Below are 26,327 nucleotides of genomic sequence, written 5' to 3'. Positions count from 1 at the left end.
GACCTCTCCCTCCCCTAGCCCACCTGCGGCAGCCGGGCTTCGACCAGGGTGCCCCGGCCCGGCTCACTCACCACGGCGTATTCGCCGCCCCGGCTTTCCATGCGCTCACGCATCTGTGTCAGGCCGAGGCCGCCCGCGCTGCTGACCCGCCCACTCACCTGCTCGGGGTCGAACCCGCGCCCATCGTCCTGCACGCGCAGCTGCACCCAGCAGGGACCGCCGGCCAGCGTCACCTGCACGCTGCTGGCGCCGGCATGCTTGGCGACGTTGTTCAGGCTCTCCTGCAAAATCCGGAACAAGATGGCCTCGTCCCCCTTGGACAGCGCCACTTCGCCGGAGATGTCCAGCGCCGTGCGCAGCTTGTTCTGCTCCCCGAAATCCTGCACGTACATCCGCAGGGTGTCCAGCAGGCCGTACTTTTCGAGGTTGATAGGCCGGAGCGCGAAGATGGAGCGCCGGACTTCCTGAATCTGTTCACGCAGCAGCGCCCCGGCGGCCTTGACCTCGGCCTCGGCGCGGGCGGGGTCGGTGTGAATCTGCCGGGCCACCACATCCAGTTTGATGGCGCAGAAGGCCAGCGACTGCGCCACCCCGTCGTGAATCTCGCGGGCGATGCGGGTGCGCTCGTCGCTGATGGCCAATTCTTCCGAGTACAGGTAGGCGCGGGCATTGCGGACCCCCAGCGCCGCCTGCGAAGCCATCAGGGCCAGCAGCGGCATGTTGGCTTCGGCGAAGGCGCCGGCTTCGGCGCGGCCCAGTACCAGCACGCCCACCAGCCCGGCTTCGTCGCGCATGGGAAAGCCCACCGCGCTGCCCACTGGCCCAAAGGCGGCAGCCTCCTGTGGGCTGGCCCGCAGCGGCTCGGCGGCCTGCGCCACCCGGCCCGCAAAAGCCGGCACCCCGTAAGCCCCCAGCTCGCCCTGCGGTCCCTGCACCGTTTCGGGGCGCAGCACACCGTCTTGGTCCACCAGATACACGGCGCGGAAGTCGGCCCCGGCCCGCTCGGCCATGGTGCCGGTCACGCGCAGCAGCAGCCGGCGCATGTTGCGCTCGGCGCGGATAGAGTCGTCTACCAGGTGCAGGGTCATCAGGTCCTGGGTGCGCTGCCAGGCTGCCTGCGCCGCCGTGCCGATTTCGGCGGCCAGCGAGCGGGCCAGGGCCTCGTCTTCAGGGGTGGGGGGACGGGGGAGGTCCAGTTCCAGCCGGCCCCCGGTAGGCAGCTCGGCGTGCAGCGGGTAGCGGGCCTCGGCCGTACCGGTCGCGGTGGCCTGCAGACCGCCAGGCAGCTGCACCGACGCCCGCCCGGCCCCGCTGACCCGCTTGGCGCCGCGTGCGCCGACTTCCAGCACCGCGCCCAGGTCGCCGGCTTCGGTCAGGTCGCGCATCAGCGCCTGAATGTGCTGGAGCTGCTCGTGCGAGCGGCTGAGTTCCTCGTACAGGCCGCGCAGCTCGGCCTCGGCGCGGGTGCGGGCACGGGCCCCTTCGGCAATCCAGTCCAGCGCAAAAAAGGTCACGGTGGGCCCCGCAAACCCGTAAAACAGCAGGTGCGCCCAGAACTCCAGCTGCAGGTTACGCAGCTGCGAAATAGCCACCTCCACCACCAGCACCACCGCCACAATCAGCGGCGGCAGCACCTTGCGCAGCAGTTCCTCACGCTGGGCCAGGGGGTTGGCGGGGAACAGGCGTCTCATTGCTCGGGGTCCTGCCGCTCGGGGTCTTGCTTCTGAGATTCTGGGGCCGAAGCCTGCACGCCTGCCTCCTTGACCTTCCACTGCACCTGCCGCAGCAGGCCCCGGAACAGCCGGCTTTCGGCGCTGGACATCTGGGCGCGGTCCAGCATCAGCCGCCACAGCCGCAGCGTGTGCCGGGCGCGCATGGCGTCGGTGTAGCCGGTCAGGTGCATCACGTCCACCAGGTGGCCGTACATCTCCTCCATCTCGCCGCGGGTGGCCGTTTTGCGCTCGCCGCCCGCCGGTTCTTCGCCGCCCTGCAGGAACTCGTAAGTGACCAGCAGCACCGCCTGGGCCAGGTTCAGGCTGGCGTAGTCGGCGGTGGGAATCCTGACCGTGGCCTGGCACTGTTCCAGGTCCGCGTTCAGCAGCCCGGTTTCCTCGGGGCCGAACACCAGCGCCGGGGACGTGGCGGCCCGCACGCGCCCGCGCAGCGCCGCCGGGTGCTGGGGCCGGGGCATGTCCGCCCGCTCCCGCGCCGAGGTGCCGATGCTCAGGTCACGGTCGGCCAGCGCTTCGGCCAGCGTGGCGTACACGGGCGCACGTTCCAGCAACTCCTCGGCATGCACGGCGAACGCGCGGGCTTCCTTGCTGAGGTGGTCACAGCGCGGGGCCACCAACCGCAGGTCGGACGCTCCCATATTCAGCATGGCGCGGGCCGCCGAGCCGATGTTACCGGGCGTCTTGGGCGACACCAGCACCACGGCGAGGCTGGAGGCGTGCGAAAGGTCAGCTTGCTGAGAAGTGGGGCGGGTCACGGGAGGGATGTTAGCGCCTGGGGGCAGGAACGGGCTTCTGCAGGCGGAGAATCACGCCGCCGGGCGCCTGGTCAGCAGCAGGCTGGCGCCCAAACCGAACAGCAGGCCGCCCAGAGCCTTTTGAATGCGGCCGCCCTTGCCGTGCGACAGGGTGTTGCCCAGGACCAGCAGGGCGCCGGGGCCAGGAACGGCAATGGCGACGAGAACTGCCAGTGCGAACGCCGCCATGATGGGAAGCTCGACCATCTGGATTCACCTCTTTCGGAAAGGGCTCGGGTGGGGTTGGCTTGAGAGCGGCAGTCCGGCGGCAGCTTTCACGCGTGGCCCTGGTGGCCCCGGCCCTTCTCCGCCAGCACGAACGGCACGAACCGCGCCAGCTTGGGTGCGCGGCCCCAGCGCGAGCGGTCCGAGGCGATGCGCCACACGAACTCCACCCCGGCCCTCCGGGTCCACTCGGGGGCCAGCTCGGCGGTGCCCGCCAGCACATCCAGCGTGCCGCCGCAGCCGATGGCGACGGGCACCTTCATGGCCGTGCGCTGCGACTCGTTGAACTTCTCCTGGCGGCCTCCGCCCATGCCAGTCAGCAGCAGGTGGGGGCGGGCTTCACGGATGAGGGCAGCAATTTCAGCGTCCTGCTCGGTCTTGAAATACCCGTGGTGGTGCCCCGCCACCGTAATGCCGTAGTCGTGAAAGGCGTTCTGGGCGGCCCGCGCAGCCACGCCGGGTTCGCCGTCCGCGCCGGGCTTGCCTCCCAGGAAAAACACCCGCAGCTCCGGCCCGTGCCGCTGCATCAGCCCCTGCGCGATGTCCACGCCGGGCGCACGCGGCAGCTCGCGGCCCAGCAAGTGCCGCGCCGCCCAGACGATGCCCACGCCGTCAGCGGTGACCAGGTCAGCGGACTGGATGACGCGCACAAAGTCGGGGTCCTGGCGGCTGTCCATCACGAACTCGGGGTTCAGCGTGACCACCGTATGCGGCGTAGGCGCGGGGGCAAACATCCATTCACTCAGCCGGTCCAGGGTCTCCGGCAGGCTGGGGGCGTCCAGCGGCAGGTCGAACAGGGTCAGGCGTGCGGGGTGGACAGCGGAATCGGTCACCAGTCCAGTCTAGCGGGCCTAAGCTGAGGGCATGAGTGTCTGCCTGCGCCCTGCGGTTCCCAGCGACCTGCCTGCACTGGGCCGGGTGGCCTACACGACTGGATTTTTCGGGGACAGTGCCGCCTGCTATTTCCCTGACCAGCGGCTGTTCGCGCTGCTGTGGGTCTGGCCGTACCTGCATGGCGGGGGCGGCCCCGGCTGCCGGGTGGCCGAGGACGAGCGGGGGCAGCTCCTGGGGTATGTCCTGGGAGCCAGTCAGCCAGGCCGCTACCGCGCCGCACTGGCGCAGGCCGCTGCATTGGGCCTGCTGGCGAGTGTAGGCGGCGAAGTGCGCCGGCCCCTGGCGTGCGGGGGCCACCTGCTGCGGCTCGGCCACTTTGCCGGTCCACACGCCAGTGAGGAAGTGTACCCGGCCCACCTGCACCTCAACCTGCTCCCGGCGGCGCGGGGGCTGGGCCTGGGCCGCACGCTGCTTACCGCTCACCTGGAGGCGCTGCGGGCGGCGGAGGTGCCAGGCGTGCAGCTGTCCACCACCGCCGAGAACGTGGCGGCCCTGCGGCTGTACCGCCGCTGCGGGTTCGAAGTGCTGGCCCGCCAGCAAACCGACCTCTGGCAGCCCTGGCTGGGGCGCCCCACCGAGCAGCTGACCCTGGGCCTCCGGCTGTAGCGCCCCCGCAGCAGGCGCCGGGAGCGGGCTCAGCGGTCCGCTACGGCGGTCACGGGAGCGGGCTCAGCAGTTCGTTGCGGCGGTCGAACGCGGCCATAAAGCGGCCCAGCACCGCAGTTTGGGTGCGGTAGGCCTGCATGGCGCTGCGCTTGCGCGCCTGCTCCTGTGGGCTCAGGTCCAGCCGAGTCCACGGCAGCGAGCGGGCCAGCGGCGCGGGTTGCAGGGTCAGCGCCGGGTGCGCTCCTTTGGGCAGCGGCCACTCCAGGCCGCCATGCACCACCCAGTAGCTCAGGCGGCTTTCTTCACCGCGCCGGGCCAGCAGCCGCCCGGCCAGCACGCCCAGCGTGTGATGGTCGCCGTGGTGGTCCTGCGGGGCCGGAGCCAGCACGCGGGTAGGCTGAATGCGGTCCAGCAAGCGGGTCAGGTCTTGCTCCAGCGCCTGCCCGGTAAAGGGAGCGCCCGGCGTCTGCACACCGCTCAGGTACACGGCACTGGCCCCGCTGTGCGGCGAGCGGTAAGGCTGGACCTGATTGCGCGTGGTCATGGCGGTCAGGCCCCCATCGGGATAGCCCAGAAAAGTGAGATGGCCGGCGGGCACTCCCAGCGTCTGCGCGGCCGCCCGCGCCTCTTGCTGACGGCGCCCGGCCAGCTCGCGCAGACCTGCCGGGCCGGGGTGCAGGGTGCGCTCAGTTACGGCAGCATCTATCTCAAAGCCGTCGCCGGCGGTCACCCAGGCCAGATACACCTCGGCCCCCTGCGCCTGCGCCCGGCTGATGTACCCGCCGCAGCACAGCGTTTCGTCGTCGGGATGGGGAGAGAGAATCAGCACCCGCTCACCGCGCCCCGGCACCTGCGCCGCCGGCAGCGCCTCTACCTGGGCCTGAGCCTGCCCGTCTTCATCGGGCAGGCCTGGCAGGTTGATGTAGGCAGCCAAGCCCAGGCTCAGCAGAGCCAGCGGCAACCACAGGCGGCGAGTGCGGCGCACAGCGAACGGTTATTCCTCTCCCTGCAGGGTCAGCGTCAGGGTCCGTGCTCCGCCCCGGTCGCGGTGTTCGCACAGATACACGCCCTGCCACGTTCCCAGATGCAGCCGGCCCGCCCGCACCGGCAGCGTCAGCGAAGGCCCCAGCAGCGCCGCCTTGAGGTGGGCGGGCATGTCGTCGGGGCCTTCGTCGGTGTGGGTGTAGTGCGGGTAGCTTTCGGGCACCAGGTCGCTGAAGAACTGCTCGAAGTCGCGCCGCACGTCGGGGCTGGCGTTCTCGCCCAGGCTCAGGCTGGCGCTGGTGTGCCGGATAAACACGTGCAGCAGCCCCACTTTCAACCCGCGCAGTTCGGGCAGGGCCGCTTCGATATCACGGGTAATCAGGTGAAAGCCGCGTGGATAGGGCCTGAGGGTCAACTCGGTCTGCTGCCACATGGGGAGAGTATGGCAGAGGGCAGCCCAGCCCCATCACCGCCTGCTGCCCAGGTGCGGCCAGGAGAACGGCCAACCACCGGGCTCTCCTGAGAAAGTCGGGGGCAGAGGCCGCTGCGAGTTCCCATTTTCGCCGCTCCTGCACGGCTGCCGGCAACAGTGAGCGGCCTGCAAAGCTGCGGGGCGAGGGAAAACCCCCGCCCCGGGGTGTCCGGGCAACTCTGGCAGCAGGTTTACTGGGCGTCTGCCGTCCCCGCTGCGGCCTTCTGGGCGCTCGCGTCCGGCTGCTTGCCGTCCTGGCCCACCTTGCCTATCTGGTCCACCTGGGTCGCCTGAATGGCTGTCAGGGCAACCGTATACACGATGTCGTCCACCAGCGCCCCACGCGAGAGGTCGTTGACCGGCTTGTTCAGGCCCTGCAGCATCGGCCCCACCGCCACCACGCCCGCCGAGCGCTGCACGGCCTTGTAGGTGGTGTTGCCGGTGTTCAGGTCCGGGAAGATAAACACGGTGGCCTGCCCCGCCACCGGCGAGTCGGGGGCCTTGCTCCTGCCCACGCTGGGCACGCTGGCCGCGTCGTACTGCAGCGGGCCGTCCACGGTCAGGTCAGGGCGGCGCTGGCGCACCAGCTCGGTGGCAGCTTTGACCTTTTCCACGTCCTCGCCGCTGCCCGAGGTGCCGGTGGAATACGAAATCATCGCCACACGCGGCGTGATGCCGAAAGCGGCCGCGCTGTCGGCCGACTGAATGGCAATCTGCGCCAGCTCCTCGGCGTTCGGGTTGGGGTTGATGGCGGCGTCGCCGTACACCAGCACCTGCTCGGGCATCAGCATGAAAAACACGCTGCTGACCAGGCTGCTGCCCGGCGCGGTCTTGATGAGTTGCAGCGCCGGGCGCACCGTGTTGGCGGTGGTGTGAACGGCCCCCGACACCAGACCGTCCACCTCGCCCTGGGCCAGCATCATGGTGCCCAGCACCACCGTGTCTTCCAGCTGCGCCAGCGCCTGCTCGGGGGTCAGGCCCTTGCTGCGGCGCAGTTCGACCATCGGGGCCACGTAGTCCCCGCGAATACTGGCCGGGTCCACGATTTCCAGCCCTTCGGGGATGCTCAGGCCCTGGCTTTCGGCCACCTGCCGCACGCGGGCGGGGTCGGCCAGCAGCACCGGCCGGGCAATGCCCTTTTCCACGCAGCGAATGGCGGCGTTCACGGTGCGCGGCTCGTCGCCCTCGGGCAGCACGATGCGCTTGCCGGCCGCCTGCGCCTTTTGGATCAGCTCGAAGCGGAAGGCGCTGGGCGGCAGCCGGCGTTCCTGGCCTGCGCTGACACTCAGGCGGCCCACCAGCTGCGCCGTGTCCAGGCGGTCGGCGGTGAAGTCCAGCGCCTTTTCCATGCGCTCCAGGTCGTCCTGGGGCACCTTGTTGCTCATTTCGACCAGCTGGGTGGTGGTCTCGAACGAGTTGGTCGGCACCCGCAGCACCGGCAGCGAACTGGTCAGCGCGGCGCGGCACAGCTGCTGGATAGACGGCACCGGCGCCACCCCGCTGGTCAGCAGCAGCCCCGCCAGCGGCACTCCGCTGAGGTGCGCGAGGCTGGCCGCCATCACCACGTCCTCGCGGTCACCGGGGGTCAGAATCAGCGCACCGGGGGCGAACAGGTTCTGCTCGGCCATGCCCGGCACGCCCCGCGCCGTCACCACGAAGCGGCGAATGCGGCGGGTGTCCATCTCGCCGGCATTCATCACCTCGGCGTTCAGGTAGCGGGCGATGTCGGCCGTGCGGACCGCGTTCAGCTCGGGGTTCTCGGTAATCACGCCCAGCAGCGGCAGTTCCCCGCCCGCCAGAATCCGCGAGTGCTGGCGCAGTCCGGCCAGCAGCCCGCCGAAATCGAACTTTTCGGGGGCAAAGTTCAGGACGTACCCCGCCAGCCCCGAGCCGTCGGAGCGGCGGTAGTTCTGCGCGGCAATTTCCAGCTCGTCGGCCAGGGACGCCGGCGATACGCCGCGCAGGTCGGACACCAGCACCACCTCGGCTTCCAGGTTGCGGGCCAGGTCGGCGTTCAGGCGGGTGGCGTAGGAGTTGCGCTCGTTTAGCGCCAGGCCCTCCACGACCAGCACGTCCAGCTCGCCCATGCCGTGCGCCAGGGCAATCACCCCTTCCATCAGCTCGTCGCCCTCGCCCACCGACAGCTGCTGCTCGGCGTGCGCCAGGCTGATGGGGTCGGGCGTGCGGGTGGAGCCGCTCAGATTGCGGGCAAAATGCACGCTGGCACTCAGCTGCTCGCCGTGGGTCTGCGCGATGGGCTTGAGAAATCCGGCCCGCAGGCCCTGACGCTCCAGCGCCCGCGTCAGACCCAGGGCTACGGTCGAGAGGCCGACGCGGTTGCGGGTGGGGGCAACGAAGAAAGTTTTCATGGGTCTGGCTCCTTTGGGGAAAAGGGAGAATGTGGATGCTTGATGGGGGACGGGTGACGGGTGACGGGTGACGCTTCACGTCTCAGGGTCGAAAAGTCTCAGGGTCCGAGGGAGGTGGGGAGGGTCCGAAAGGCGGGCCTTCGAGGGAGCTCACGGGCCTCTGTTCTATTGTCCGCGCGTCAAGGCAGCTGGCAGAGGTCAGCCGACAAGCGGTGTCATTGAAATCGCTTCCGACCTCGCTCTTTGCCCCTTAGCCCTTCAGCAGTTCCGCCGTCTGGCGCGCAATCATCAGTTCCTCGTTGGTGTTGACCACCAAGGCCGTGACCCAGCCCTCTTTGGAAATCACGCCCTGCTTGCCGCGCACGGTGCTTTCGTTGGCGCGTTCGTCGGGTACCAGGCCCAGGCTGCCGAGGCGCTCCATCGTCAGGGCGCGGATGTAGGAACTGTTTTCACCGATGCCGCCCGTGAACACCAGCGCGTCCCAGCGGTGCAGGCCCACCGCGTAGCTGGCGATGGTCTGCGCCAGGCGGTACACGAACTTGTCAATGGCCAGCTGGGCGCCCGCGTGCCCGTTCTGGGCGGCTTCTTCCAGTTCGCGCATGTCGTTACTCAGGCCACTCAGGCCCAGCAGCCCGCTCTTTTTGTTGAGGGCGTCGGTCACTTCGGCCACGGTCATGCCCGCTTCACGCACCATGTACTCCACCAGGCTGGGGTCCACGTTGCCCGAGCGGGTGCCCATCACCAGGCCCTCCAGCGGGGTCATGCCCATGCTGGTGTCGCGGCTTTTGCCGTCCTGCACGGAGGTCACCGAGCAGCCGTTGCCCAGGTGCGCCACGATGAGACCGTGGCGGCCCGGGTTCAGGCCCAGCATCCGCACTGCCTGCCCGGCCACGTACTGGTGGCTGGTGCCGTGAAAGCCGTAGCGCCGCACGCCGTACCGGGTGTACCACTCCTCCGGCACGGCGTAGCGGTAAGCCACCGGCCGCATGGTCTGGTGAAAAGCGGTGTCGAACACGGCCACATGCGGCAGGTCCGGAAAAGCGGCGCGGGCCGCCCCGATACCAGCGAGGTTGGCGGGGTTGTGCAGCGGGGCCAGCGGAATGCAGGCGCGAATCACATCCTCCACCTCGGGCGTAATCAGGGCGGGGGCATTAAAGCTTTCGCCGCCGTGCACCACCCGGTGCCCCACCGCCGCCACGTCTCCGCGCAGGCCCAGGGCGTCCAGCTCGGACAGCACGCGGGCCACGGCTTCGGTGTGGGCGCCGCCATTCAGGCTCTCCTCGCTGCGCTCGCGCTCGCCGCCGCCGAAGCGCTCCAGCCGAATGCTGGCCCCCTCCTGGCCCAGCCGCTCGGCCAGGCCCGAGAGCCGCACGTCGCCGTTCTCAGGGTCAAGCAGGGCGAACTTGAGCGAACTGGAGCCGCTGTTCAGGACAAGAATTTGCATATGGGCCCATTGTAAAGAGGCAGGCAGCCTGCGGGCAGGAGGCAGATGACCAGAGGACCGGGCACCCGGGCCCAAGAAGATGAACTCCCTGTGCTCTGTGCTATCTCACCCGCGTGACCCGGCGCACGTCCTCGTCGCCAGGCACATGCTCCAGCCGCAGCAGGGTGGCCTGCGGGTAGTCGCCGTACAGGGCCTGCCCCCATTCGATCACGCTCAGGCGGCTCCCTTCTATCAGGTCGTCCAGGCCCATGTCGTACAGCTCGCCGGGGTGCTGCACCCGGTAGGCGTCCACATGCAGCAGCTGGCCGCCGGGCGTGGGGTAAGGCTGCATCAGGGCGTAGGTGGGGCTGGACACGGTACCGGTAAAGCCCAGCCGCCGGGCAATCCCCTGCGTGAGACTGGTTTTGCCGGCCCCCAGCTCACCTTCCAGAAACAGCACGGCCCCGGCCGGCACCTGGTCCAGCAGCGCCGCCCCGAAGGCCTGCTGCTCGTCCAGGCCGCGCAGCAATGTGCTCTGGCCTGGGCGCAGCCAGCCCTCTGTCCCCTTGCCCACCAGGGCGGCGGAATCATCCGTCCTCAATTGAGCACCCGTCCCCCGCCCCCCTGCATCAGCTCGGCGGCGCGGTCACGGTGGGCCTGCAAGGTGGCCTGCCACTCGTCGCCCTCCGGGGTGTATTCCAGGGCCTGCTGCGCGTGCGAATACACCTGCGCCGGCTCGCGGAAGCCCTGCTGCGCCAGGATATCGGCCGTCATCTGGTGGCCGATCAGCCAGTCGCGGCTGCCCTCGGGCGAAGCCCCGATCACCCGCTCGAAGTGCGCCAGGGCGTCATCGAGGTGGTAATACTCCAGCGCCACATTGCCCAGCACCAGGCTGGCCGGCACCACCGCACCCTGGCGCAGCGCCTGCTCGGCCCCCGCCTGGGCCTGGGCCAGCTGCCCCAGGCGGTAGTCACACTCGGCCAGGTCGGCCAGGATTTCGGCCTGGAAGGGGTAGCCCGGCTCACGGGCAATGGTTTCCAGCACCTCCTGAGCTTCCAGCGGGCGGTCCAGGTCCAGCAGCGCCACCGCCAGCTCGTGCTGGGCGTAGGGCCGGTCGCCGTCCTGCGCCAGTTCTGCGGCCCGGCCGAACGCGGCCAGCGCTTCTTCGGTGCGGCCCAGGGCACTCAGCACCTGCCCCTGCACCAGCGCCACCCCGTAGCTGGGGTCGCCGTGCCCGGCTTCCAGCTGCTCCGCCGCCTGGATCTCGCTCAGTGCGGCGTCGGCCTGCCCCTGGGCCAGCTGCACCTGGGCTTGCAGGTAGTGCCAGGTGGACAGGTTCAGCGCTTCTTGCGGGTCGGTCGGCTGCGCCGCATACAGGGGCCGGGCTTCTTGCAGCGCCTGCGCCGCCGCGTCCAGCTGCCCCTGGGCCAGCCGCAGGGCCGCGCCTTCTTGCAGCATCACCGCCCGGTCGGGGCCGCGTGCCCCAGCCGCCGCCTGCGCGAACAGGTCAGCTGCCAGGGCACTGTCGCCCAGCCCCTCATGGGCCTCGGCCTGCAGGGCGGCGGCCCGCCAGCTCAGGTGCGCGGGCAGTTCGGCGGGGTCCAGGGACACGGCGGCCGCCTCACCCAGCCGGCCCGCCAGGATGAGGGCGCTCAGCGCATGAAAGCGGGCCAGCGGGTCGGGGGCCGTACAGGTCTGCGGCGGGGGCGGCGCAGCCTGCGGACCCTGGGCGCGGGCGGCCGCCTCGGCGCTCAGGGCCAGAAAAAGCGGGTCTTCACTCAGGGCCGGGTCCAGCCGGCGGGCTTCCGAGAGGCTGAGGTTCAGTTCTTCTACGGCAAGGTCACCGTACAGGGCGTGCAGAGACCCGGCCAGCAGGGCGTAGCGGGCCTGCTCGGCCGGAGCCGAGAGCAGGGTACCGGCCTGCAGCAGGGCAAACGCCTGCCCGAAGTCTCCCTCCGCCAGAGCTTCGCAGGCCAGCGGCCAGAATGTTGCGGCGTCGGTCATTGCCGCCCAGCATAGCGCCTGGGGGCAGAGGCCCCCCAGCAAGCGGAAGTCCTTTCAGCCGCTTGTCGGGCCGGCGGGCGCAGGCCGCAGGAGGCGGACCGGACCTACTCCAGCAACTCCAGCAGCCGCAGATAGGCCGCCGCCGTCACTTCCACGTCGCCCAGCGAGCGGTGGCGGCCCTGAGGGCTGAAGCTGAGGCCCAGCCGCCCGGCCAGCGAGTCGAGGTTGTGCCGGCGCTCACGCGGAAAGGCGCGGCGCGAGAGCTGCACGGTGCAGATTTCCCGCTGCGGTGCCCAGCGCAGCCCACAGTGCCGGGCCGCCGCCCGCATAAACCCCGAATCGAACCCGATGTTGTGCGCCACCAGCGGGGCGTCGCCGGCCCACTCCAGGAACTCGGGCAGCACCTGCGCGATGCTGGGGGCGGCCACCACCATCTCGTTGCTGATGCCGTGAATCCGCTCGGCACGCCAGGGAATCGTCACGCTTTCGCCCAGGCTGTTCTGGGGGCGCACCAGTGTCTGGTAAGGGTCTTCGGTCACCACACGCCCGTCACGAATCCTGAGCGCACCTATTTCCACAATGCCGTCCCGCTCGGGGGACAGGCCGGTCGTCTCCAGGTCGAAGACGACCGCGTCTCCAACCCACTTGCTCTTCTCTGGCACACCCCCAGCTTATACGCACGGCCGCGCAGGATTCAGGGACGCGCTGCCCCGGGCGGTCAGTGGCTACCCGGGGCGGCAAGCAGCCCCAGCAACAGCCGCGCAGCGACGGCCCACATCATCAGGCCCACCAGCAAGTCCACGGCCTGCCAGGTCCGCACCGAGCGCATCTGCCCAGCCAGGCCCCGCGCAGCGATGGCCAGCCCGAAAAACCAGACCCACGACGCGGCTACCACTCCTGCCAGGAACAGCTCCGGCCGCGCTGCCGAGGCGCTGGCCCCGCCCACCAGCACAAGGGTGTCCAGCAGTGCGTGCGGGTTCAGCATAGAGAAGGCCGCCCCCCGTGCTGCGACGGCCAGAGGCCCCGCCACCCGCTGGCTGCCAAGCTCCGGCGGCTGCGGGTGCCGGGCCGAGCGCAGCGCCTGAGCGCCGTACCACAGCAGGAACGCAGCCCCGGCCAGGGTGCCCAGCGTGACCAGCTCGGGCCGGGTCGCCAGCAGGCGGCCTGCCCCCAGCACACCCAGGGTCATCAGCGCGGTGTCGCTCAGGGCGCAGACCAGCGCGGCCAGCAGGGCATGTTCTCGCCACAGGCCCTGGCGAATCACGAAGGCGTTCTGCGGGCCAATCGCCATAATCAGGCCCAGACCCATCGCCAGGGCCGCCAGGAAATCGCTCATCCGTTCAAGGCTACCGCCGCAGCTCGGCCCACCAGCACCTACAATGCGGGGATGCCGCTCATTTCCCGCCCGGCTCCGGTCAGGCAGCCTGAGCCCCGGCGCTCCTGGTACGCCCGACTTCAGCCGCCGCAGCTGATTGCCCTGGTGTACTTCATCGGTATTCTGCTGGCCACCGCCGCGCTGCACCTGCCGGGCGTGGTCCGTCCGGGGGCCGACATGACCAGCGTGGACCTGCTGTTCACCGCGACCAGTGCGCTGACCATCACCGGGCTGGTGGTGGCCGACACCGGCGAGACCTTTACCCGCTACGGTCAGGTCATTCTGATGGTGCTGTTCCTGCTCGGCGGGCTGGGGATTCTCTCGTTCGGCACGCTGTTCGCTTTTCTGACCGGGCGGCGGGTCAACTTTTCCGAGCGCCAGCACCTCCAGGCGCAAATCAGCGGCCTGGACACCGGCAGCGTGGTGCGGCTGCTGCGGACCATCTTCACCTACGCGCTGGGGCTGCAACTGGCCGGCGCTGTGCTGCTCGCCCTGCGCTTCGTGCCGCAGTTCGGGTTGGGCGAGGGGCTGTTTCAAGCGGCGTTTCACTCCATCAGCGCCTTCAACAATGCCGGGTTCGTGGTGGTGCCGGGGGGCATGCCGCAGTACGTCAGCGATCCCCTGGTCAGCCTGACCATTTCGGGCCTGGTGATTCTGGGAGCGCTGGGATTCATCGTGCAGTTCAACGTGGTGAACTGGCTCCAGCGCCCCCGCGAGCACCGGCTGACCGTCTACTCACTGCTGACCCTCTTTACCACGGCGGCCCTGCTGCTGTTGGGCTTCTTCGCCGTGCTGCTGCTGGAGTGGAACAACCACGCCACCCTGGAACCGCTGCCCTGGCATGGCCGGCTGCTGGCATCCTTTTTCCAGAGCATGACGCCACGCTCGGGGGGCTTCAACACGGTGGATATCGAGAGCATGCGCACCGCCACCATCATGGTCCTGATCGTGCTGATGTACATCGGTGGGGGCAGCGGCTCCACCGGCGGCGGCATCAAGACCTCGACTTTTGCCATCCTGACCGGCTCGGCCTGGAACATGGTGATGGGGCGCGGCGAGCTGATTGCCTTCGGGCGGCGGGTGGAAAAGGACAACGTGGTGCGGGCCACCACCGTCGCCATGCTCTACACCATGATGGTCGCCACGGCCTTTTTTCTGATGCTGCTGACCAACCCGCACATGGACTTCACCCACCTGCTGTTCGAAACGGTGAGCGCAGCCGCCACGGTGGGCCTGAGCCTCAACACCACCTCTCACATCAACGACGCCGGGCTGGTCATTCTCAGTGTGCTGATGTACTTAGGGCGTATCGGGCCGCTCACCTTCGCGGTGGCCTTCAGCCTACGGACCCAGCAGCGGCGCGGCGTGCGCTACCCACCCGAGCGCGACATCCTGGTGGGCTAGACGGCAGGCAGACGAACCGGGTTCAGAACTTCTCTGCTTTTCTGCCCTCTTTAGCCGCGCTGGTCTGGCGTCAAAATGACCTGATACAGGTAGCGGGCGGGGCCGCCCAGCTGGCCGTATTTCTCCAGCACGGCTTCTAGCTCACGGGCCATGTCCTGGGCCTGCTCGTAGCTGAGGTACAGCGGGCAGATGCTGTAGTGCAGCGCTGGCCCGCCGGTCGCACCAGGCTGCCAGGGCCGCCCCTGCCGGTCTGCTGGCATCAGAGCCACGCCCTGCTCACCTACCGCTTCACACAGAAACCCGCCTAGGGCGTCTGGTCCGGTGCGGACCGCCTGTGCCAGCTGCGCACGGATGTCCGCCTCGTAAGGCTGAAAGCTGAGAGCGAGGTACTCCTCGGCGCTGAACAGCGACAAGGGCACGAAAAAGCTGCGGTACGGGCAGTGGTAGACCTTGATAGCACGTCCGGCCCGCTGCTGTTCGCGCAGCACGGCCAGCAGTCCGAGCGAAAGGTAACGCTCTACCTGCCGGTAAGCCCGGACATCGCTCCAGTCCATCGCCCGCGCGAAGTGGCGAACTGTGGAGCCCTCATCCGTCATAAAATGCCGCAATTCTTGCAGCTGCTGCACCCGCGTCACCACTTCCGCCACCTCGGCACTCCCGACTTGCAAGCTGCTTTCACCAAATTGTTTCATTGCAAGCAGCATATCCTCACACTTAAGCCATGCGAGTCCTCCTGCTCCCGACGCTGCTGTGTGGCCTGGCCTTTGCCCAGCAGCCCACCCAGCTACCCGCCACCCCGCCTCTGGCCCCAGAACAGGTGAATGCTGTCATTCAGCAATTTCAGCGGCAGATGGGCGTTCCGGGTGTGGCTGTCGCGGTCGTTCAGCAGGGCCAGTCCAGGCTGTACGGCTCCGGCCTCAGCCCGCAGACCCCGGTTGCCATCGCCTCTATGAGCAAGTCATTCACTGCGCTTGCCACCTTGCAGCTGGTCGAAAGCGGGCAGCTCCAGCTGGACCGCCCCGTGGCGGAAATGCTGCCCACTTTCCAGATGGCCGACCTACGCGCCCAACACATCACCGTGCGGCACCTGCTCAACCAAACCTCCGGCCTGAGCGACCTCACGGCGGGGCAAGGTCTGGGCAGCCAGCGCGTCACCCGGCAGAACCTCCTAGAGGACTTGCGCCGCGCCCAACTCAGCGCAGCGCCAGGCGCACAGTTCGAGTACGCCAACGTCAACTACGCCCTGCTGGCGCTTCTGATAGAGCAGGCTACCGGAGAGCCGTTCGGGGATACTTTGCAGCGGCGCGTCTTGCAGCCGCTGGGCATGGACGCCTACACCGCCGAGAACTGCGCCGAAATGTTCCCCGGTCAAGCAGGCGGCCACACCATGCTGCTGAAGTTGGCACTCCCCGCCCGTGAGCCAGCTGGCCTGTGCCTGGGCAGCGGCGGAGTGGTCACCAGCGCCGAAGCGCTAGGACGCTGGTTACAGGAGCAGTTCGGCCCGCGTCCGCAACTGATGACCGCGCAGCAGCGCCGCTTGATGCAGGAGCCACCGCACGGCGCTGAGAGTACCTACGGCATGGGATGGTATGAGATTAAGCAGCCGGAGCTTCCCCCCTACCTGGGGCACGGCGGCAATCTGGTTACGGCCGCTTCGCACATGGTGTATGACCCTTCTACTGATACCGCTATCGCCGTGCTGCTGGACAGTAATGGCCCCGCCGCGCTGCTGAGCCTGAACCTGCTCCGGGCGCAGCATGGTCTGCCGGTGCAGCCTATGCGCTCCCCGACCTTCCTGCTGGACCTGACTCTGTTGGTGCTGGGCACAGTCCTCACCCTCTGGGCGGCCTGGTCCCACCGTCAACACACCCACTGGCAGAAGCGGACGCGAACGTGGCCGCGCTGGCGGCGGGTGATGTCCCTGCTTGCTCTGGCACTGTTTCCTGCAGGCGTGGCCGCGCTGCCCTGGTTTGCCTTCGGTGCATCTCCCCTTGCCTGGCCGACGACCCTCACCTTGCTGCCCAGCAGCGCCGCACTGTGGGTTGCCGCCCTGGCCTGCGCTGGTCTGCTCGGCAGGCGGCTCAGAACTGCGTAGAGGGTCGCCAGAGTTTCCCGGAGCCTCCTTAGGTCTAGGCAGGGCCTTTCAGACTTCGGCGCAGTATCATGCCGGACGTGATGCAAGGCGGCCAACAAGGCGGACAACGGCAATTCGGCGTGGTGGCAGCATGAGGGCCAAGCAGTGTCTGGTGGTGGGCCTGGGCCGCTTCGGCAGCGCCGTGGCCACCACCCTGTATGAAATGGGCCACGAGGTCGTCGCCATCGACCACAGCGAGGAGAACGTGGAACGAATCATGAACCGCGTGACCCACGCGGCCATCGTGGACGCCACCGACGAGCGCGGCATGCGGTCCATCGGCGTCGGCGACTTCGACGTGGTGGTCATCGCCATCGGCTCGGACGTGCAGGCCAACATCCTGGCCACCATGAATGCCAAGAGCCTGGGCGCTCCCTACGTGGTCAGCAAGGCCGTGGACGAGATGGCCCGCCGCGTGCTGGAGCGCATCGGCGCCGACCTGGTGGTGCGCCCCGAGCACGACATGGGCCTGCGCCTGGCCCGGCAAATCGCCAACCCCAACGTGGTGGACACCCTGGACCTGGGCAGCGACCACGCCATCGTGGAACTGGAAGCCAACGAGCGCCTGCGCGGTACCCTGATGGACCTGAACATGACCGGCCGCTTCGGCGTACAGGTCATCGCCATTGGGCGGCGCGGCCAGCTGGAAGTCAGCCCCCGCGCCGACAGCCTGGTGGAACCCCACGACAAGATGGTCGTAATTGGCACTGGCCACGATATAGACGAACTGCGGCGCTATCTGGACAAATGATGCGCTAGGTACTGGCCCTGCCTTCGCTCAGCCTTCTACGGGGCTCTGTTCCTGTGGGCACCACGCCTGATACATACGCCGCAGTTTGCCCCGATTCATCTGCTGCTGGAAGTTCTCTATCTGCTTTTGCTGCCTCTGCCCGCAGCCGACGCCCAGGAGTTCCCTGCTCCCGAAGCTACGGTCATTTCCGCGCTTGGCAGCTACTTTTTTGCCACCATGACTACGCTGATGGTGTTACAAGCAGGAGCCAATCTGGTACAGGAAAAGGCAACCTGGCGTTCTCACTGTCCTGAACCAGGCTCTGAATTTGGCTCATCCGGCAGTACACGCACCCACTGGCGGCATTCCAGCCGGCCCTGAATCGCCATATTGCGGGCCACTTCGGGGGGCGGCAGCTCGCCACGAATATCGGTGCGGTCGTTCAGCGGCACCGGCCCACCCTCGGTCAGCCACTCGGCGCGGCGGCTGGTTCTCACCGTGCGCTCGAAGCAGGCGGCCTCCTCGGGGCTCAGGTCCAGGCCCACCACTTGCAGGCCATTTTGCACTGTCACGAAGGTATGTTTGGCCGCCAGGGGGGTGGCCGCCAATACCCGCGAAGCCTGCACATGGCTGTACCCGGCCACCGACAGGGCGACCACCAGCGGCATGGCCGCCGTCAGCGCCCAGATTTGGTCCGCCGAAATCCGCGTCTGGGGGCGCAGCGCATACAGCACCGCCAGCAGGCACAGCCCAGGAATGAGCCAAAAGACCAGGTTCACGCGGCCCAGTGTAACGAATCCAGGCGGTAGCCCGCCAAAACGGCCGTCCCCTCCACCTGGGAAGGGACGGCCGGAGGCACCAGCAAAGAATCAGGCAGCGGAACCGTGGTTGCCGCCCTGGGCAGCCTGCTGCTCGGCCCCTTCGGCGGCAGCTTCGGCTTCCAGCTTGGCCTTGATTTTCTTCAGGCGGAAGCTTTCTTCGCGTTCGCGCTGGTCCAGCACGCCACGGATAAAGCGGATATCGGCCTGAATGCCGGGAATCACGACCTGCTCCAGCGCGTTCACACGGCGGGAGGTCTTCTTAATTTCCTCGCCGATGCGGCGCAGCTTGGTCTCGGTGCCGGCCACCTTCACGATGGCTTCCAGCACTTCGTTGAAGTCGGTCGCGGCCTGAATGGTGCGGCCACCCACGTTGATGGGGCTGAACCCGGCGCTCTGGGTCCGTTCAGGCACGGTCATCTTGGGCACTTTCACGCCGTAGATGCTCTCGATCACCATATCTACGGTGTAGTCGTCGCTGGACCCCAGGCTGAGGCTTTCTACGGCCTCGGGGCTGTCCCAGGCTTTGGCGCCCAGCAGGCTGGTGTAGGCACCCTTGCTGACGCCAGCCAGCTGCTCACGGGCAGCCAGCGCGTCCTTGACCAGCGCGAAGAACTCGGCAATGAGGGCGTCGCGCTTGCGCTTGAGCAGGTCGGCGCCGCTGCTGGCGGTCTTCAGGCTGGCTTTGGAGGCCAGCAGGGCGGAGCGGGTGGGGCTGATTTGTTCGGCCATATCTCGTCACCTCCTCTATCGGTGAACTGGGCGGGCAACCCTGCAGAACCTTGTCTGCTGGCTGCCCACTGTCAGCGCTTAGTTGCCCTTCCAGCTTTCGTCGATTTTGGTGCCGTAGTACTGCTCAATGTCACCTTTACCGATACGGGTCAGCTGGTTTTGCGGCAGCTTGGACATGATGCCCCAGGCCACGGTCAGGCTGTCGTCGATGGAGCGGTCCTGGTCACCCTGGCCGATGAAGTAGTTCTCGAAGTCGTCGGCAAAGCGCAGGAACAGCTTGTCGGTTTCGGTCAGGGCATCTTCACCGGTAATCGCCACCAGCTTGCGCAGGTCCAGGCCGTTCGCGTAGGAAGCAAACAGCTGGTCCGACACGTTCTTGTGGTCAGCGCGGGTCTTGTTCTTGCCGATGCCGTTGCCCATCAGTCGGCTCAGCGAAGGCAGCGGGTTGATGGGCGGGTACACGCCCTTGGAGTTCAGGCCACGGTCCACCACGATCTGACCCTCGGTGATGTAGCCGGTCAGGTCGGGGATGGGGTGGGTGATGTCATCGTCGGGCATGGACAGAATCGGAATCTGGGTGACCGAGCCGGGCTTGCCGTCCACCACACCGGCGCGCTCGTACAGGCTCGCAAGGTCGGTGTACATATAGCCGGGGAAGCCACGGCGGCCGGGGATTTCCTCGCGGGCACCACCGATTTCACGCAGCGCTTCGCAGTAGTTGGTGATGTCGGTCAGAATCACCAGCACGTGGTAGCCGTGCTCGAAGGCCAGGTACTCGGCGGTGGTCAGGGCCATGCGGGGGGTCAGCAGACGCTCCACGGCGGGGTCGTCGGCGCGGTTGAGGAACAGCACCGAGCGGGCCAGTGCGCCAGTGCGCTCGAACTCCTGGGTGAAGAAGCTCACTTCGCGCTGGGTCAGGCCCATGGCGGCGAACACCACGGCGAAGTCGCCTTCGTGGCCGGGCACCTTGGCCTGACGGGCAATCTGGGCGGCCAGCTCGTTGTGCGGGAGGCCCGAGCCCGAGAAAATCGGCAGCTTCTGACCACGAATGAGGCTGGTGTTCACGTCGATGGTGCTGATACCGGTCTGAATGAACTCCTCGGGCTTGGCACGGCTGGCAGGGTTCATCGCCTGACCGTTGATGCTCACGCGCTGCTCAGCCACCACTTCGGGCAGACCGTCAATGGGTCGGCCCAGACCGTCGAAGCGGCGGCCGATCATTTCCTTGCTCACGCCCAGGCGGGCCACATCTTCCACCAGGCTCACGCTGGCGGTCGCCAAGTCCAGACCACGGGTTTCCTCGAACACCTGAATGACGGCGTTCTTCTCGCTGACCTGAATCACCTGGCCGCCGCGCACACTGCCGCGGGCGTCCTTGATGTCCACGATCGCGCCGTAAGCCAGGTCCGAAGCTGCATTCACGAACAGCAGCGGGCCGGAAATGTACGAAACGTCGTTGTACTCTTTTTTCAGCAGGGTCATGCGATGACCTCCTGGTTCAGGGCCTGTCCGCCGCTCTGGGCACCACCCTTAAAGGTGGTATCCAGCTCGCTCATCACCGAGTCGGTGTAGGCGGCGAACTCGTCCTCGTGCACGTAGCGGGCGCGGGACAGTTTTTCGATCACGGGGCTGGCCACGATCTCATCGATGGTGGCACCATCACGCAGCGCCGCTTCGGCCTGGTCGTAGAACTTCAGCATCATGCGCATCAGGCCGTAGTTCTTGGGCATCGAAGCGCTAGCGTCCACAGGGTCGAAGCCGTTTTGCTGCAGGAAGTCCTGACGCAGCATCTTGCCCGACTCGATAATCAGGCGCTCCTGGTCCTGCAGGGCGTCGGGGCCGACCAGCTGCACCACTTCTTGCAGCGCGGCTTCCTGCTGCAGGATGTTGCCGATACGCTGACGCAGTTCGGGGAAATCCTCGCCTACGTTCTTGCGGTACCAGTCTTCCAGAATGGGGGTAAACAGCGAGTAGGAGCCGTTCCAGTTGATCGCGGGGAAGTGACGGCGGCGGGCCAGACCTGCGTCCAGACGCCAGAAGGCACCAGTAATCCGCAGCGTGGCCTGGGTCACAGGCTCGGACATGTCACCACCAGCGGGCGACACTGCGCCAATCACGGAGACTGCGCCGTCTTCGCCGGCCATGGTCTTCACGGCACCGGCACGCTCGTAGAAGGCGGCTAGCTTGGCGCCCAGGTAAGGGGGGTAGCCTTCTTCAGCGGGCATTTCTTCCAGGCGGGAGCTGATTTCACGCAGCGCCTCGGCCCAGCGGCTGGTCGAGTCGGCCATCAGCGACACGCTGTAGCCCTGGTCACGGAAGTATTCCGCCAGGGTAATGCCGGTGTACACCGAAGCTTCACGGGCGGCCACAGGCATGTTGGAGGTGTTGGCGATCAGGATGGTGCGGTGCATCAGGGGGCCGCCGGTCTTGGGGTCTTCCAGTTCGGGGAATTCCACCAGTACGTCGGTCATCTCGTTGCCGCGCTCACCACAGCCCACGTACACCACGATGTCGGCGTTGCCGTACTTCGCCACGCTCTGCTGGGTCACGGTCTTGCCCGAACCGAAGGGACCAGGAATCGCTGCCGCGCCGCCCATCACCAGGGGGAACAGCACATCCAGAATCCGCATGCCGGTCAGGAAGGGCAGGCTGGGGTCCAGCTTCTTGGACACGGGACGGGGCGCACGCACGGGCCAGTAGTGGGCCAGGCGCAGCTCGGTGCCGTCGTCCAGGCGGGCAATGGTCTCGTCAATGGTGTACTCGCCAGCAGGAGCCACCCATTCCAGCCGGCCGCTCTTGTCGGGGGGGGTCAGGATTTTGTGGGTGAAGCTGAACTCGGGCACGGTGCCGAGAATGGCGCTGCCGGTCACTTCGTCGCCGGCCTGCACGCTGGGGGTGAACTCCCACTTCTTGGTGCGGTCCAGGCTGGAGACCTCAATACCACGGGCGATAAAGTCACCGCTCTGCTCGCGGATTTTGTCGAGGGGGCGCTGAATGCCGTCGTAGATGCCGTTCAGCATGCCGGGGCCCAGTTCCACGCTCAGGGGCAGACCGGTGGTTTCCACCGGCTCACCCACGGTCAGGCCGGACGTGTCCTCGTACACCTGCACGAAGGCGGTGTCGCCGTCCAGACGGATGATTTCCCCGACCAGACGCTCCTTGCCCACACGCACGATGTCATACATTTTGGCGCCATACATGCCGTCCGCAATGACGGCGGGACCGGCAATATTCTGAATGACACCTGTCTTTTGTTGCGTCATTTGATTCTCCTTGAGAGATACGAAGCGCTGATAGCCGGTAGCGTCCTGCCAGTCTTGGCTTTCTGCCCCCTGCTATCAGCCACCCGCATTACAGTTTGATGTCGAAGCCTACCGTCTCGCGGACCAGCCGGCTCATGTACGCCTTGGCGTCCACAGTGTCCTCGCTAAAGGCGTCGCTCAGGCTGGGCAGCGGCAGCAGAATCGGCAGGTCACGCCCGCGCATCACGCGGGCCGTAGACGCGATGGGGTCGGCGATCAGGCCGCCGTCCACCGCCACCAGGCCGTGCTGGCCTGCCACAATCAGACGCTCCAGCGCAGCCTGGGCAGTGTCTGGAGTGGCTTCCACCACTTCAGCTCCAGCCAGGCGGTATCCGGTCGCCGTTTCGCTGTCGGCCAGAATCACCACGCGCTGAGCGTTGCGGCCCTTTTGTGCAGCCGTCATGCTCCCACCTCCTGGCGAATCTGCTCTTCAGGCAGGCCGTAGTACTTGCCGCGCCCAATCAGGCGCAGCTTGGCCGCCTCAATTTCCTTGCGGCGCAGGAAATCCAAAATGATGCCTACGCCCATAGGGTCAGAAACGCCGATCGAGCGGGCCGAGCGGTCCAGCGCGGCGCGTGCCGCCACTTCGGCGGCCTGCGGCGTGGGGGCTTCCATGATGGCCGCGATGTCGGGCGAAGCGCCCGTGTCACCCGAAGCCAGCCGGGCATAGCCGGCCGCGTCCAGGCGACCACCCGGCACAAAAAACTCCGGGTTCAGCGGAATGCCGGCCGCCTGGGCCTGACGGGCCATCAGCGCGTTGGTGATGTCAATCTCGCGGCCCACGTAGGTGCGCAGCGAGGTGTCCTGGGCGACCTTACGGACATGGCCGTAGTAGCCCTGGTCCAGCGCCACTTCCAAGTTCAGCAGGTTGCCGCTGGCCTGGTAAGCGGCCACGCCACGGCGGAAAGCTGCCGCCAGCGGGTGAGCACTGACCGAGATGGCCGAAGCCACACCGGGCAGGTCACTGCTCCCGGCCGCATTTTCCAGCAGGCTAGGCTTGATGGTGCCGCCGGGAATCAGGCTGCTGCGGATGGCGTCCACACCGCGGCCAGCCACCACGCCGCGTGCCAGGGTCTTGAGGTTCACCAGGTCCCAGCGCATCAGCAGCGTTTCGATTTCGCGCCGAGAGTTTCCGTCTGCGAACCCCAAGACCTTTTGGGTGGTCGCAAACAGGTTGCGGCTCAGCGCCCGGTCCAGCTCGGGCAGGCCAGCGTCCTCGGCGGTCGTCTCACGCAGGGTCGCGGCAAAGCCCGATTCGCTCAGCACGCGCAGGAACTCGGGGTAGCTGCTGGCAGCCAGTGCGGCTTCCAGCGAACGGCCGTCGAGCAGCGCGTTGCGCATCATCCTGACGCGGGTATTGATGTAGGCATAATCGTCAGGCATAGGCCTCCTTATTCGCCCGTCAGCAGCTGGCGGATTTCGGGGGTCAGCTGACCACGCAGGGCCTGCAGGCGGCCCATCAGGGTGTTGGTGATCCCGCTCTTGCCGCCGTGGCTGACCAGCCGCACGCCACCTTCAATACTCGGGTTGGCGCGGACTTCCAGGTCCCCTACCAGCGAACGCAGAATCTCTACGTCGCTGGGGTTCACTTCGGCCACTTCAGCAGCCGGCACTGCCTGGCGGGCCTCGTTGAGCAGGCGGCCCAGGATTTCACGGTATTCGGGCAGCCGGCCGATGTCGCGCAGCTGCTGCTCGACCAGGCCGTACACCTGTGCAATACCTTCTTCACCGGCGCTCAGGCGGGCCGCGTTCAGCTCCAGGTCCGCCGAGGAGCGGGCGCGGGTCAGGCCAGCCTGGTACTGCTTGTCCAGCACCCGGCTGCGGCTCTCGACCAGCCCCTGCGCTTCGGCGCGGGCGTCAGCCACAATCTGTTCCGCCCGGGCACGGGCATCGGCGCGGATGCGCTCGATTTCGGCCTGAGCTTCGTTTTCAAGCAGTCGGTCCAGGGCCATATCAGATCAGGAACAGGCCCACGAAGCCCAGAATCACCAGGGTTTCAGGCAGCAGGAAGACCAGCAGCAGCTGACCGAACTTGCTGGGGTCTTCGGCCACGGCGCCCACCAGGCTGCTACCGATGCGGGCCTGTGCCAGACCGGTGCCCACGGCGCCCAGGCCCAGGGCCAGGCCCTTACCGATGGCGGACAGACCTTCGTTGTTGCCAGCGGTAGCGGCGACTTCCTGAGCGTTGGCCGCACCGGCCAGGGCGAACAGAACGGCAACGATAGCAATCTTGTTGTACTTGGTCATAATCATTTCTCCTGTAGTGGGATTATTTTACCGGCTCCCCAGAAGTGGAGCTGAGGCGACGAAGGGGGTTGTAAACAGGGCTCGTTTCAGCGTTGTAGCCCGTGGGGTTGAGGAATTCGACCATCTGCAGACGGATGGGCTGCAGGATGTGACCGATCAACGTCAGGGCCAGAATCAAGACGGTGAGGATGACCGCCAGAATCAGACCGATGACGGCACCGATGGGGCCCATGCTTTCGTACATGTTCCAGCCGAGGTCAGCGACCAGCTTGGCCATGATGGCCGACACCAGACCGACCGCGAAGATACGGGCGTAGCTCAGCACTGCGCCGCCCTGCGAGATCAGCTCGACGGGAAGCATCGGGAAGTGCTTGATGACACGCAGGTAACCCACCACGAAGGTCAAGAAGCCCAGCCACATCAGCCACACCAGGGGGTTGGCGAAGTTGAACATCAGGCCAAAGTCGCTGGCCGCCTTGGTTACGAACGCCATCAGAATCAGGCCGATGACGCCGCCGAACAGCGCGGCACCTTCCCAGACGTGGGTCTGGTCACCGTGCTTGAGACCTTCTTTGATACGGATAAACCAGCCCCAGGGCACCTGCACCATGCCGAACGCCAGCGCAATCATCAGCATGATGTTGCTGAAGTAGCCAGTTTCCAGGCGGGGGAACAGGGTGGGAATCAGGCCGTGATGGTGGGCGCCTTCGTGGGCGTGGTACTCGGCGCCGGTCCAGCCCCAGAGGTTATTGAGGCGCTGCTCGTCCAAGTAGAACAGGCCCAGGTGCTCGCCCCAGGTGCCGAAGAACTCGCCCGTGAGGAAGCCCCACAGGATGGTCCACACCGACATCCACTTGATGATGTGCCAGATGTCCTTGAGCGTACCGGGCAGCAGCTTGGTGCCCATCAGCGGGACGGTCCAGCTCTGACCACGGTCGGCCTTGCCTTTCAGCCACAGGCCTGCCAGCAGGAACAGGATGCCGTAGCCCACGTCACCGATAATCAGACCAAACAGGAACGGCATCAGGTACGCCATCACCCAGGTCGGGTCGAAGGTGCCGTATTTGGGCGGGCTCATCAGGCCCATCACCATCTGGTAAGGGCGCACGTAACCACCGTTCTGCAGTTCCACCGGAATGGCCTGGTCGTGGTGAGCGTCCACATTGTGAAGCTCGTGTACCACGCCATCGCCGAAGGGTTGCAGCGCCGCTTGCAGCGCAGGCACGCGGTCTACAGGCACGTAACCCTGCATCACCAGCGAGTAGCGGCCACGGGCCGACAGCGTGCGCACGTCGTGCACCGCCACCAGGTCCTTGAGACCGTCGCGCAGGGCGAACAGTTCAGGACCGTGGCTCTCGGCCAGGGCGCTGCGCTTGGTGTTCAGGCCCTGCAGGTGGTCGCGGCCAGCGGCGCGAATCTGCCCCAGCTCGGCGGCAGCCTGCTCCAAGGGCATGCCCTCGAAGCGGCCCGGCAGGCGCATTTCGGCCAGGCGCACCCGGCCCAGCGCGGTGCGGGCAAGGTCGCGTTCGCCGGCCAGCGTGGCCACCGCACCGACCCGGCCCGTGCCGCTGCTTTCTACAGCCAGCTCGTAGCGGTCACCCAGCGCCTCGTTCAGCGAAGCTTGCAGCTCACCCAGGTTCGTTTCGGCGTGCAGCAGAAACGGAATCACCGCCACGCGGCGGCTGCGGTCCAGCGAACCCACCATACGGGCCAGGGTTGCGGCCGGCTCGGCATACGCCGCAGCGGCGTCCACGTCGCCCTGAACCTCGGTGCGCTCGCGGGCCAGCTCGGCCACGGGGCCAGCCACGCTCTCGATACGGGCGGCCCAGTCGCCGCGTGGGGGCACGGTCACGCCCGCCATTTCGGCGGGGCGCACTGCACCCAACTCGGCGATAGTGCTTTCCACACGGGCCAGCAGCCGCTCGGCTTCCTTCAGGTCTTCCGAAGTCTGCTCGTGCGAAGCGTCGGAGCGCAGTGGGCCACCCTCAATGGGCTTGAGGTGAACGACACCGGCATGTTGCAGCGCAGTAATCACCGCTTCGCTCTCGCGGCGGCGCATGGCAATTACGACCTGCTGCATC

General features: G+C 67.2%; 26 protein-coding genes. 4 read left to right on the top strand and 22 right to left on the bottom strand.

Features of this window, described 5'->3' with window-relative positions:
• Nucleotides 1-14 precede the first annotated feature (14 nt).
• The 4 genes from DEIPR_RS01350 to DEIPR_RS01335 all read right to left on the bottom strand — a co-directional run bounded on the left by DEIPR_RS01350 (nucleotide 15) and on the right by DEIPR_RS01335 (nucleotide 3,585).
• Nucleotides 15-1,691, bottom strand: coding sequence for a GAF domain-containing sensor histidine kinase (locus DEIPR_RS01350; protein ID WP_013614034.1), 1,677 nt, complete (start codon nucleotides 1,689-1,691; stop codon nucleotides 15-17).
• Nucleotides 1,688-2,488: an RNA methyltransferase gene (locus DEIPR_RS01345; RefSeq protein ID WP_013614033.1), complete on the bottom strand. Its 801-nt coding sequence runs from the start codon at nucleotides 2,486-2,488 to the stop codon at nucleotides 1,688-1,690. Before DEIPR_RS01345 ends, DEIPR_RS01350 begins: the two co-directional genes overlap by 4 nt.
• A 51-nt stretch (nucleotides 2,489-2,539) precedes the next feature.
• Nucleotides 2,540-2,734 (bottom strand): hypothetical protein, encoded by a 195-nt coding sequence (locus DEIPR_RS01340; protein WP_013614032.1) that lies wholly within the window; start codon nucleotides 2,732-2,734, stop codon nucleotides 2,540-2,542.
• A 68-nt stretch (nucleotides 2,735-2,802) separates the two neighbouring features.
• Nucleotides 2,803-3,585 (bottom strand): WecB/TagA/CpsF family glycosyltransferase, encoded by a 783-nt coding sequence (locus tag DEIPR_RS01335; RefSeq protein ID WP_013614031.1) that lies wholly within the window; start codon nucleotides 3,583-3,585, stop codon nucleotides 2,803-2,805.
• Between the two features lie 31 nt (nucleotides 3,586-3,616).
• On the opposite strand from DEIPR_RS01335, the gene DEIPR_RS01330 reads away from it, so the two are divergent.
• Nucleotides 3,617-4,252, top strand: a complete 636-nt coding sequence (locus DEIPR_RS01330; protein ID WP_013614030.1) for a GNAT family N-acetyltransferase — start codon at nucleotides 3,617-3,619, stop codon at nucleotides 4,250-4,252.
• A gap of 49 nt (nucleotides 4,253-4,301) precedes the next feature.
• On the opposite strand, the gene DEIPR_RS01325 is transcribed toward DEIPR_RS01330, so the two are convergent.
• From DEIPR_RS01325 to DEIPR_RS01290, 8 genes are all read right to left on the bottom strand, one after another.
• Nucleotides 4,302-5,237, bottom strand: a complete 936-nt coding sequence (locus tag DEIPR_RS01325; RefSeq protein ID WP_013614029.1) for a PIG-L deacetylase family protein — start codon at nucleotides 5,235-5,237, stop codon at nucleotides 4,302-4,304.
• Nucleotides 5,238-5,246: 9 nt separating this feature from the next.
• Nucleotides 5,247-5,669, bottom strand: a complete 423-nt coding sequence (locus tag DEIPR_RS01320) for a secondary thiamine-phosphate synthase enzyme YjbQ (RefSeq protein WP_013614028.1) — start codon at nucleotides 5,667-5,669, stop codon at nucleotides 5,247-5,249.
• Nucleotides 5,670-5,899: 230 nt separating this feature from the next.
• Nucleotides 5,900-8,077, bottom strand: coding sequence for a phosphate acetyltransferase (gene pta / locus DEIPR_RS01315; protein WP_013614027.1), 2,178 nt, complete (start codon nucleotides 8,075-8,077; stop codon nucleotides 5,900-5,902).
• Between the two features lie 250 nt (nucleotides 8,078-8,327).
• Nucleotides 8,328-9,521: an acetate kinase gene (locus tag DEIPR_RS01310; protein ID WP_013614026.1), complete on the bottom strand. Its 1,194-nt coding sequence runs from the start codon at nucleotides 9,519-9,521 to the stop codon at nucleotides 8,328-8,330.
• A gap of 100 nt (nucleotides 9,522-9,621) precedes the next feature.
• Nucleotides 9,622-10,101 (bottom strand): tRNA (adenosine(37)-N6)-threonylcarbamoyltransferase complex ATPase subunit type 1 TsaE, encoded by a 480-nt coding sequence (gene tsaE, locus DEIPR_RS01305; protein WP_013614025.1) that lies wholly within the window; start codon nucleotides 10,099-10,101, stop codon nucleotides 9,622-9,624.
• Nucleotides 10,098-11,504: a tetratricopeptide repeat protein gene (locus tag DEIPR_RS01300; RefSeq protein ID WP_013614024.1), complete on the bottom strand. Its 1,407-nt coding sequence runs from the start codon at nucleotides 11,502-11,504 to the stop codon at nucleotides 10,098-10,100. The genes tsaE and DEIPR_RS01300 overlap by 4 nt, the downstream gene beginning before the upstream one ends.
• 104 nt (nucleotides 11,505-11,608) lie before the next feature.
• Nucleotides 11,609-12,166 carry a 3'-5' exonuclease gene (locus tag DEIPR_RS01295; protein ID WP_013614023.1) on the bottom strand — a complete coding sequence of 186 codons (558 nt, stop codon included), beginning with the start codon at nucleotides 12,164-12,166 and terminating at the stop codon, nucleotides 11,609-11,611.
• A gap of 56 nt (nucleotides 12,167-12,222) precedes the next feature.
• On the bottom strand, nucleotides 12,223-12,840 hold the full coding sequence (locus tag DEIPR_RS01290) for a LysE/ArgO family amino acid transporter (protein WP_013614022.1): 618 nt from the start codon (nucleotides 12,838-12,840) through the stop codon (nucleotides 12,223-12,225).
• 51 nt (nucleotides 12,841-12,891) lie between these two features.
• On the opposite strand from DEIPR_RS01290, the gene DEIPR_RS01285 reads away from it, so the two are divergent.
• The gene (locus tag DEIPR_RS01285) at nucleotides 12,892-14,283 is read left to right on the top strand and encodes a TrkH family potassium uptake protein (RefSeq protein ID WP_013614021.1); all 1,392 of its coding nucleotides are present in this window, start codon (nucleotides 12,892-12,894) and stop codon (nucleotides 14,281-14,283) included.
• A 50-nt stretch (nucleotides 14,284-14,333) separates the two neighbouring features.
• Here DEIPR_RS01285 and DEIPR_RS01280 read toward each other — a convergent pair whose 3' ends face one another.
• Nucleotides 14,334-14,975, bottom strand: a complete 642-nt coding sequence (locus DEIPR_RS01280) for a hypothetical protein (RefSeq protein ID WP_049775031.1) — start codon at nucleotides 14,973-14,975, stop codon at nucleotides 14,334-14,336.
• A 29-nt stretch (nucleotides 14,976-15,004) separates the two neighbouring features.
• Between DEIPR_RS01280 and DEIPR_RS01275 the strand changes: the two genes are divergently transcribed.
• Nucleotides 15,005-16,378: a serine hydrolase domain-containing protein gene (locus DEIPR_RS01275; protein ID WP_013614019.1), complete on the top strand. Its 1,374-nt coding sequence runs from the start codon at nucleotides 15,005-15,007 to the stop codon at nucleotides 16,376-16,378.
• A gap of 130 nt (nucleotides 16,379-16,508) precedes the next feature.
• Nucleotides 16,509-17,168, top strand: a complete 660-nt coding sequence (locus DEIPR_RS01270; RefSeq protein ID WP_013614018.1) for a potassium channel family protein — start codon at nucleotides 16,509-16,511, stop codon at nucleotides 17,166-17,168.
• A gap of 281 nt (nucleotides 17,169-17,449) precedes the next feature.
• On the opposite strand, the gene DEIPR_RS01265 is transcribed toward DEIPR_RS01270, so the two are convergent.
• From DEIPR_RS01265 to DEIPR_RS01225, 9 genes are all read right to left on the bottom strand, one after another.
• Nucleotides 17,450-17,926, bottom strand: coding sequence for a hypothetical protein (locus tag DEIPR_RS01265; protein WP_013614017.1), 477 nt, complete (start codon nucleotides 17,924-17,926; stop codon nucleotides 17,450-17,452).
• Between the two features lie 90 nt (nucleotides 17,927-18,016).
• The gene (locus tag DEIPR_RS01260) at nucleotides 18,017-18,697 is read right to left on the bottom strand and encodes a V-type ATP synthase subunit D (protein WP_013614016.1); all 681 of its coding nucleotides are present in this window, start codon (nucleotides 18,695-18,697) and stop codon (nucleotides 18,017-18,019) included.
• 78 nt (nucleotides 18,698-18,775) lie between these two features.
• Nucleotides 18,776-20,179, bottom strand: coding sequence for a V-type ATP synthase subunit B (locus DEIPR_RS01255; protein ID WP_013614015.1), 1,404 nt, complete (start codon nucleotides 20,177-20,179; stop codon nucleotides 18,776-18,778).
• On the bottom strand, nucleotides 20,176-21,960 hold the full coding sequence (locus DEIPR_RS01250) for a V-type ATP synthase subunit A (protein ID WP_013614014.1): 1,785 nt from the start codon (nucleotides 21,958-21,960) through the stop codon (nucleotides 20,176-20,178). Before DEIPR_RS01250 ends, DEIPR_RS01255 begins: the two co-directional genes overlap by 4 nt.
• An 88-nt stretch (nucleotides 21,961-22,048) precedes the next feature.
• Complete coding sequence (locus DEIPR_RS01245; RefSeq protein WP_013614013.1) at nucleotides 22,049-22,402, bottom strand: V-type ATP synthase subunit F; 354 nt, start codon at nucleotides 22,400-22,402, stop codon at nucleotides 22,049-22,051.
• Nucleotides 22,399-23,382 (bottom strand): V-type ATPase subunit, encoded by a 984-nt coding sequence (locus tag DEIPR_RS01240; RefSeq protein WP_013614012.1) that lies wholly within the window; start codon nucleotides 23,380-23,382, stop codon nucleotides 22,399-22,401. Before DEIPR_RS01240 ends, DEIPR_RS01245 begins: the two co-directional genes overlap by 4 nt.
• 8 nt (nucleotides 23,383-23,390) lie before the next feature.
• Nucleotides 23,391-23,951 carry a V-type ATP synthase subunit E gene (locus DEIPR_RS01235; protein WP_013614011.1) on the bottom strand — a complete coding sequence of 187 codons (561 nt, stop codon included), beginning with the start codon at nucleotides 23,949-23,951 and terminating at the stop codon, nucleotides 23,391-23,393.
• Nucleotide 23,952: 1 nt separating this feature from the next.
• A complete protein-coding gene (locus tag DEIPR_RS01230) occupies nucleotides 23,953-24,246 on the bottom strand; it encodes an ATP synthase subunit K (RefSeq protein ID WP_013614010.1) in 294 nt (97 codons plus the stop codon).
• A gap of 22 nt (nucleotides 24,247-24,268) precedes the next feature.
• A complete protein-coding gene (locus tag DEIPR_RS01225) occupies nucleotides 24,269-26,326 on the bottom strand; it encodes a V-type ATP synthase subunit I (protein WP_013614009.1) in 2,058 nt (685 codons plus the stop codon).
• Nucleotide 26,327: the final 1 nt, after the last annotated feature.

This window comes from Deinococcus proteolyticus MRP, from assembly GCF_000190555.1.
GTDB lineage: Bacteria > Deinococcota > Deinococci > Deinococcales > Deinococcaceae > Deinococcus > Deinococcus proteolyticus.
Note: the sequence above shows the minus strand (reverse complement) of the source record. Positions and strands in the feature narration are given on the sequence as shown.

Bases quoted from the DNA above. Each gene is read 5' to 3' on its own strand.
- DEIPR_RS01350 (WP_013614034.1), bottom strand. From the start codon at position 1,691: ATGAGACGCCTGTTCCCCGCCAACCCCCTGGCCCAGCGTGAGGAACTG.
- DEIPR_RS01340 (WP_013614032.1), bottom strand. From the start codon at position 2,734: ATGGTCGAGCTTCCCATCATGGCGGCGTTCGCACTGGCAGTTCTCGTC.
- DEIPR_RS01330 (WP_013614030.1), top strand. From the start codon at position 3,617: ATGAGTGTCTGCCTGCGCCCTGCGGTTCCCAGCGACCTGCCTGCACTG.
- DEIPR_RS01320 (WP_013614028.1), bottom strand. From the start codon at position 5,669: ATGTGGCAGCAGACCGAGTTGACCCTCAGGCCCTATCCACGCGGCTTT.
- pta (WP_013614027.1), bottom strand. From the start codon at position 8,077: ATGAAAACTTTCTTCGTTGCCCCCACCCGCAACCGCGTCGGCCTCTCG.
- DEIPR_RS01310 (WP_013614026.1), bottom strand. From the start codon at position 9,521: ATGCAAATTCTTGTCCTGAACAGCGGCTCCAGTTCGCTCAAGTTCGCC.
- DEIPR_RS01300 (WP_013614024.1), bottom strand. From the start codon at position 11,504: ATGACCGACGCCGCAACATTCTGGCCGCTGGCCTGCGAAGCTCTGGCG.
- DEIPR_RS01290 (WP_013614022.1), bottom strand. From the start codon at position 12,840: ATGAGCGATTTCCTGGCGGCCCTGGCGATGGGTCTGGGCCTGATTATG.
- DEIPR_RS01285 (WP_013614021.1), top strand. From the start codon at position 12,892: ATGCCGCTCATTTCCCGCCCGGCTCCGGTCAGGCAGCCTGAGCCCCGG.
- DEIPR_RS01280 (WP_049775031.1), bottom strand. From the start codon at position 14,975: ATGAAACAATTTGGTGAAAGCAGCTTGCAAGTCGGGAGTGCCGAGGTG.
- DEIPR_RS01275 (WP_013614019.1), top strand. From the start codon at position 15,005: ATGCGAGTCCTCCTGCTCCCGACGCTGCTGTGTGGCCTGGCCTTTGCC.
- DEIPR_RS01270 (WP_013614018.1), top strand. From the start codon at position 16,509: ATGAGGGCCAAGCAGTGTCTGGTGGTGGGCCTGGGCCGCTTCGGCAGC.
- DEIPR_RS01260 (WP_013614016.1), bottom strand. From the start codon at position 18,697: ATGGCCGAACAAATCAGCCCCACCCGCTCCGCCCTGCTGGCCTCCAAA.
- DEIPR_RS01255 (WP_013614015.1), bottom strand. From the start codon at position 20,179: ATGACCCTGCTGAAAAAAGAGTACAACGACGTTTCGTACATTTCCGGC.
- DEIPR_RS01250 (WP_013614014.1), bottom strand. From the start codon at position 21,960: ATGACGCAACAAAAGACAGGTGTCATTCAGAATATTGCCGGTCCCGCC.
- DEIPR_RS01245 (WP_013614013.1), bottom strand. From the start codon at position 22,402: ATGACGGCTGCACAAAAGGGCCGCAACGCTCAGCGCGTGGTGATTCTG.
- DEIPR_RS01240 (WP_013614012.1), bottom strand. From the start codon at position 23,382: ATGCCTGACGATTATGCCTACATCAATACCCGCGTCAGGATGATGCGC.
- DEIPR_RS01235 (WP_013614011.1), bottom strand. From the start codon at position 23,951: ATGGCCCTGGACCGACTGCTTGAAAACGAAGCTCAGGCCGAAATCGAG.
- DEIPR_RS01230 (WP_013614010.1), bottom strand. From the start codon at position 24,246: ATGACCAAGTACAACAAGATTGCTATCGTTGCCGTTCTGTTCGCCCTG.
- DEIPR_RS01225 (WP_013614009.1), bottom strand. From the start codon at position 26,326: ATGCAGCAGGTCGTAATTGCCATGCGCCGCCGCGAGAGCGAAGCGGTG.